The sequence below is a fragment of the Pseudoalteromonas sp. Isolate6 genome (assembly GCF_022398435.1).
GTDB lineage: Bacteria > Pseudomonadota > Gammaproteobacteria > Enterobacterales > Alteromonadaceae > Pseudoalteromonas > Pseudoalteromonas galatheae.
The window spans coordinates 1-5,787 of record NZ_JAKEVK010000254.1 but is presented as its reverse complement, the minus strand read 5'-3'; the positions used below and the strand labels follow the sequence as shown (position 1 = coordinate 5,787).

Annotated in this window: 5 protein-coding genes; all 5 read right to left on the bottom strand. The window is 42.6% G+C overall.

The features are described from left to right. Nucleotides 1-65 precede the first annotated feature (65 nt). Nucleotides 66-668 (bottom strand): high frequency lysogenization protein HflD, encoded by a 603-nt coding sequence (hflD, locus tag L1D50_RS20940; RefSeq protein WP_128726016.1) that lies wholly within the window; start codon nucleotides 666-668, stop codon nucleotides 66-68. Continuing rightward, complete coding sequence (gene mnmA / locus L1D50_RS20935; protein ID WP_239966740.1) at nucleotides 668-1,768, bottom strand: tRNA 2-thiouridine(34) synthase MnmA; 1,101 nt, start codon at nucleotides 1,766-1,768, stop codon at nucleotides 668-670. The genes hflD and mnmA overlap by 1 nt, the downstream gene beginning before the upstream one ends. 114 nt (nucleotides 1,769-1,882) lie before the next feature. Further along, nucleotides 1,883-2,551: a pseudouridine synthase gene (locus L1D50_RS20930; protein WP_239966739.1), complete on the bottom strand. Its 669-nt coding sequence runs from the start codon at nucleotides 2,549-2,551 to the stop codon at nucleotides 1,883-1,885. A gap of 111 nt (nucleotides 2,552-2,662) precedes the next feature. Then, entirely contained in the window at nucleotides 2,663-4,882 is a 2,220-nt protein-coding gene (locus L1D50_RS20925; RefSeq protein WP_138523052.1) for an NADP-dependent isocitrate dehydrogenase, read from the bottom strand. 491 nt (nucleotides 4,883-5,373) lie between these two features. After that, a complete protein-coding gene (gene cspD, locus L1D50_RS20920) occupies nucleotides 5,374-5,592 on the bottom strand; it encodes a cold shock domain-containing protein CspD (protein ID WP_010379294.1) in 219 nt (72 codons plus the stop codon). Between the last annotated feature and the right edge of the window lie 195 nt (nucleotides 5,593-5,787).

The window sequence follows — 5,787 nt, the reverse complement described above, 5'->3', positions numbered from 1 at the left end:
GTTTTTAACGCTGTTAGCGTCAGATTTGCTCCTTCAAATTGAGCAAGTATTAAGACAAATTGGTATTACATATAACTTTTTGCAGCAGTAATGATTTTCTTTTTCGCAAAAAAGAATTGACGACGTTTACCGCCGAGCTGACGCCACAAAACTGCACTACGGATCCCGGCAAGTAATAGCGCCCGAATTTTTTGTTGTGTTGTTGTTTGTTTTAACAATTCAGGCTTACCGAATACTTGGATCTTAGGGCCAAGAGGGCTGATAACTTGACCGTAAATGTCGGCAAGTGCTGCAACAACTTGGCTTTCACAGATATCAAAGTGTAATAACTGGCGCTCAACTTGCTGAATTTTTTGCGCCAATAAATCAAGAGATTTACTATCGTTACTTAGCACCCGCTCCAATTGCATCATCGCGCCAACATATTTAACCATTTCAACGTCTTTTTCGCCGCCTGCCGAAAGTTGTTCGATCAGCGTTCGGCAGCCTGTTTTGATGGCAAATTTGTCTGGGTAAACGTCCTCAGGACGTTCAGGAGAAGTGTTAATAATGCTTTTTAAAAAGCCCTCAACTTCATTCTCGTTGAAGGTGCCGTAACGCGCACATTTTTGTACCAGTTTACTGATCTGACACATTGCCGCCAGAGGCATTACGTATTGGTTTTGCATTATTTAATCACCGACTCGATAATACCGCCGCCAAGGCACACATCATTTGCGTAGAATACCGCAGATTGTCCAGGAGTTACGGCTTTTTGTGGTTCATCGAATAGCACGCGTGCCATACCATCTTGGCCAACTAATAACGTACAAGGGATGTCGGTTTGGCGATAACGTGTTTTTACCGTGCAGCGAGTTGTGCCTTGTGGACCTACGCGGTCAACCCAATGTAGCTGATTTGCGTTTAGACCATTGCTGAATAGGCGAGGGTGGTTTTTACCTTGACCAACAACCAGTACATTACGTTCGATATCTTTATCTACCACATACCAAGGTTCACCGTTGCCTTCTTTAGAGCCACCAATTAAAAGGCCCTTACGTTGACCGAGCGTGTGGTACATCAAGCCTTCATGTTCACCAACATGATTACCTTCACAATCTTCAATCACACCAGGCTGTGCGGGTAAAAACTTGGCAAGGAAGTCTTTAAATTTGCGCTCACCGATAAAGCAGATCCCGGTTGAATCCTTCTTATCATGCGTGATTAAGCCTTGTTCCTCTGCGATTTTACGCACCTCTGGCTTTTCAATTTCACCTACAGGGAAGAGTGTTTTCGCAATATGTTCATGGCTTAATGTGTAAAGGAAGTAGCTTTGATCTTTGTTCTCGTCATCTCCACGAAGCATAACGAATTTACCGTCACGCTCTGCGCGACGAACATAGTGGCCAGTTGCGATATAGTCCGCGCCTAACGCTTCTGCTGCAAACTGTAAAAAAGCTTTAAATTTGATTTCTTTGTTGCACATGATGTCTGGGTTTGGTGTACGGCCAGCCTTGTATTCTTCAAGGAAGTGTTCAAACACATTGTCCCAGTATTCAGCAGCAAAGTTTACGGTGTGTAGCTCAATACCTAGCTTATCACACACTGCCTGAGCATCTTTCAGATCTTCAGCTGCTGCACAATACTCATCATTGTCATCTTCTTCCCAGTTCTTCATAAACAAACCTTCTACGTGGTAGCCTTGTTGTTTTAAAAGGTAGGCAGATACAGAAGAATCTACACCGCCGGACATTCCGACAATGACTTTAATGTGACTATTATCGCTCATAATTTCGCTATTAATCTTAATGCTCAGATAGAAAGCGCTTATTATACTCAAATCTCTTTAAATTGCACGCCCGTGAGGTGTTAGAGCGCAGGAGAAAAGTCCTAGTAGAAAATGCTAAAGCACTCGATATTCACCGTTTTTAAGATCGCCCAGACTATATTTGCCTATTTGTGCGCGAATCAGTCTAAGCGTGGGATGACCAATATGCGCCGTCATACGACGGACTTGTCTATTACGCCCTTCTTTGATGGAAATAGAAAGCCAGGTTGTTGGAATATTTTTGCGCTCTCTAATCGGCGGATTACGTGACCAGACATTGGGCTCAGTCATAACTTCTACTTTGGCAGGTAAAGTTGGACCATCTTTTAGTTTTACACCATTTCTAAGCGCATTTAGGCTTTCGCTACTTGGTTCTCCTTCGACTTGAACCCAGTAGGTTTTATATGTCGATTTTTTAGGAGAAGTCAGGGTGTTTTGTAATTTACCGCAGTTGGTCAGTAGTAATAGCCCTTCGCTATCTCTATCCAAGCGGCCTGCAGCATAGACATCTTTGATATCAATAAAATCAGCTAATGTTTGACGGTTTTGATCATCAGTAAACTGACACAAAACATCAAAGGGCTTATTAAATAAAACGACTTTTACTTGATCTGGTTGTAGGGCGGGTTTTGACTGCCGGTTAGTTATTGGCTTTTTTCGTGCTGTGGTATGTCTAGAGAATGCGGGCCTATTTGCGTGTGATTTTCTTTTGTTATTTGTGTTGGCTCTACTACTTGTGCTCATCGCCACATTCCTAAGGTTCACGAAAAACGATATTTTAGCGCAATTGATCTCGAGTGTCGCCTGAAAGCAAAAAAGCGACCCTTAGGCCGCTTTTTGACTGTTATCCGAAGATTACAGTGACGCTAGTACATCGTTAAATACCACAGAAGGGCGCATAGCTGTGAACGCTTTGTCGTCTTCTGGCTGGTAATAACCACCAACATCCATTGCTTGGCCTTGTGCTTCATTAAGTGCAGCGACAATATCTGCTTCTTTAGCTGTCAGTTCTGCAGCAACATTTTCAAACTTAGCTTTAAGCTCTGCATCTTTGTCTTGCGCAGCCAGCTCCTGAGCCCAGTACATTGCAAGGTAGAAATGACTACCACGGTTATCAAGCTCTTTCACTTTACGTGAAGGCGACTTATTTTCATCTAAGAATTTAGCCGTTGCTGCATCTAGTGTATCTGCAAGTACTTGTGCCTTAGCATTACCTGTTGTTTGGCTTAAATGCTCAAAAGAAGCAGCAAGTGCAAGGAATTCGCCTAGCGAATCCCAACGCAAGTGGTTTTCTTTTTCGAACTGTTGTACGTGTTTAGGCGCAGAACCACCCGCACCAGTTTCAAATAAGCCACCACCATTCATTAGTGGAACGATAGATAGCATTTTTGCACTGGTACCAAGCTCTAAAATTGGGAATAGGTCAGTTAGATAGTCACGTAATACGTTACCCGTTACTGAAATAGTATCTTCGCCTTTTTTCATGCGCTCTAGTGAGTATAGCGTTGCATCTACTGGTGCTTTGATTAAAATTTCAAGGCCATCAGTATCATGTTCAGGCAGATAAGCGTTTACCTTTTTGATAAGTTCAGCGTCGTGAGCACGCGCTTCATTTAACCAAAAAACTGCTGGTGTATTTGTCGCACGAGCGCGGTTAACCGCCAATTTTACCCAGTCTTTGATTGGTGCATCTTTCACCTGACACATGCGCCAGATGTCGCCTTCTTCTACTGTGTGTTCAAGTAAGGTGTTACCTGCAATATCTACAACACGAATTGTGCCAGCTGATGGTGCTTCAAACGTTTTGTCGTGTGAACCGTACTCTTCCGCTTTTTGTGCCATCAGGCCGACGTTAGGGATGGTACCCATCGTACGTGGATCAAATGCGCCATTTTCCTTACAGAAATCAATCGTCGCACTGTACACACCTGAGTAACAACGATCAGGGATCACAAAAGCAGTATCTTGTTGTTTGCCTTCAGCGTTCCACATCTGGCCGCTTGAACGAATTGCCGCAGGCATTGATGCATCGATGATCACGTCACTAGGTACATGCAGGTTTGTAATACCACGGTCTGAGTCTACCATCGCGATATCAGGTGCTGTCTCGTAAACTGCTGCAAGGTCTGCTTCGATTTCTTTGCGCTTTGCATCGTCCAACGACTCAATTTTTGAGTACACGTCGCCAACACCATTGCTTGCATCAACACCGATTTCAGCAAATGTCGCAGCATGCTTTTCGAATACGTCTTTGTAGAATACTTTTACAGCATGACCAAAGATGATTGGATCTGATACCTTCATCATGGTTGCTTTCATGTGTAGTGAGAATAATACGCCTTTATCTTTTGCTTCTTGTACTTGTGCTGCTAAGAATTCACGTAGTGCTTGTACACTCATACGAGAAGCATCAATGATTTCGCCAGCAAGTAGTGGCGTGCTTTGTTTTAGTACGGTGATGTCACCATTGCTCGCTACGTGCTCAATTCGAACATCAGTCGCTTCAGCAACTGTTACCGACTGTTCAGAACCGAAGAAATCACCGTCAGTCATTGATGCAACATAAGACTGAGAGTCTTTAGACCAAGCGCCCATTGAATGCGGGTTTTTACGAGCGTAGCCTTTGACTGAAGTTGGAGCACGGCGGTCTGAGTTACCTTCACGAAGTACAGGGTTTACTGCACTACCTTTGATTTTGTCATAACGTGCTTTAACATCGGCTTCTTCGTCTGTTTTGGCTTCAGAAGGATACTCTGGCAGCGCGTAGCCTTTAGCTTGCAATTCTTTAATCGCTGCACGAAGTTGTGGAATTGACGCACTGATATTAGGTAACTTGATGATGTTAGCTTCAGGCGTTTTAGCAAGTGCACCTAGCTCAGCAAGTGCATCACCGATACGTTGTTCTTCTTTTAGGTACTCAGGAAAAGTCGCAATAATACGGCCTGCAAGTGAAATATCGCGAGTTTCAACTTCGATATTTGCAGGCTTAGTGAATGCTTGGATGATTGGCAATAGCGAGTAAGTTGCGAGAGCCGGGGCTTCATCTGTTTTGGTGTAGATAATTTTCGATGTCATCATCATTCCTAGATAGTTGTGGGCTTTTACGCCGTTCAACAATTGCTAATAGGACTAAGCAACGCAATTTTCACACTCAACAACGTGTCGTTGTAGCCGGTTTTAACTGAACCAGTTCACTAAGCGATTAGTGAAAGATGCAAAAAAACCTCGGCAATCCTCGTTAGAATCTATGCCTAGGTAGCGCAGCATTAGCAAGTTTGTTAGGTATTTATACTTTTGGCTTATCACAATAACTGGTATTCGTTCAGCATTGAAATGCATCAAAGTAGCAATATCTAACCAACCTGAAATTGACTTTGCAAGCGTGCTTTAGTCTAACAGTGTTTGCATATGGGGGCTAATTATTAAATTTAAAGTGCAAAAGTGAAAAGTTATAACAAATGTGATAAGAAAAGGCTGAAAATTTCTTTTAGATTTGGTGGAGTGATTTGAGGAGAGGAATAAGCGAGCACTCAAGTAACCCGCTTTAGCCAAAAGCTACTTAACACTTAAACAACATCTTCCGTGATTGGAGCGATGTTAGTCGCGTGTAGACCCTTGGGGCCTTGCTGTAGCTCGAATGATACATCCTGACCAGCTTTAAGCGTCTTGTATCCATCCATTACAATCGTTGAGTAATGAGCAAAGATATCTTCGTCACTGCCGTCTTCTACGATGAAACCAAACCCTTTGGCGTTATTGAACCATTTGACTTTTCCGCAAGCCATACTTCTACATCCTTCTATAAGTTGACTAAATTTAAGTTAATCTACTCTTTTAATTTTGCTAAACTGCCCATAGATTAGACAGTCATGTAAGACTGTAGTTTATATGAGCAAACAGTCAAGTTTTTTGCTCTTTTTTTTAACATTTTATTTATTTCTCAAATCTATTTGCTTGAGTATATAAGACAAGACTATATT

What these genes read in the sequence shown, in the direction of transcription:
- cspD (WP_010379294.1), bottom strand. Translation starts at nt 5,592, where the DNA reads ATGGCTTGCGGAAAAGTCAAATGGTTCAATAACGCCAAAGGGTTTGGT.
- hflD (WP_128726016.1), bottom strand. Translation starts at nt 668, where the DNA reads ATGCAAAACCAATACGTAATGCCTCTGGCGGCAATGTGTCAGATCAGT.
- mnmA (WP_239966740.1), bottom strand. Translation starts at nt 1,768, where the DNA reads ATGAGCGATAATAGTCACATTAAAGTCATTGTCGGAATGTCCGGCGGT.
- L1D50_RS20925 (WP_138523052.1), bottom strand. Translation starts at nt 4,882, where the DNA reads ATGACATCGAAAATTATCTACACCAAAACAGATGAAGCCCCGGCTCTC.
- L1D50_RS20930 (WP_239966739.1), bottom strand. Translation starts at nt 2,551, where the DNA reads ATGAGCACAAGTAGTAGAGCCAACACAAATAACAAAAGAAAATCACAC.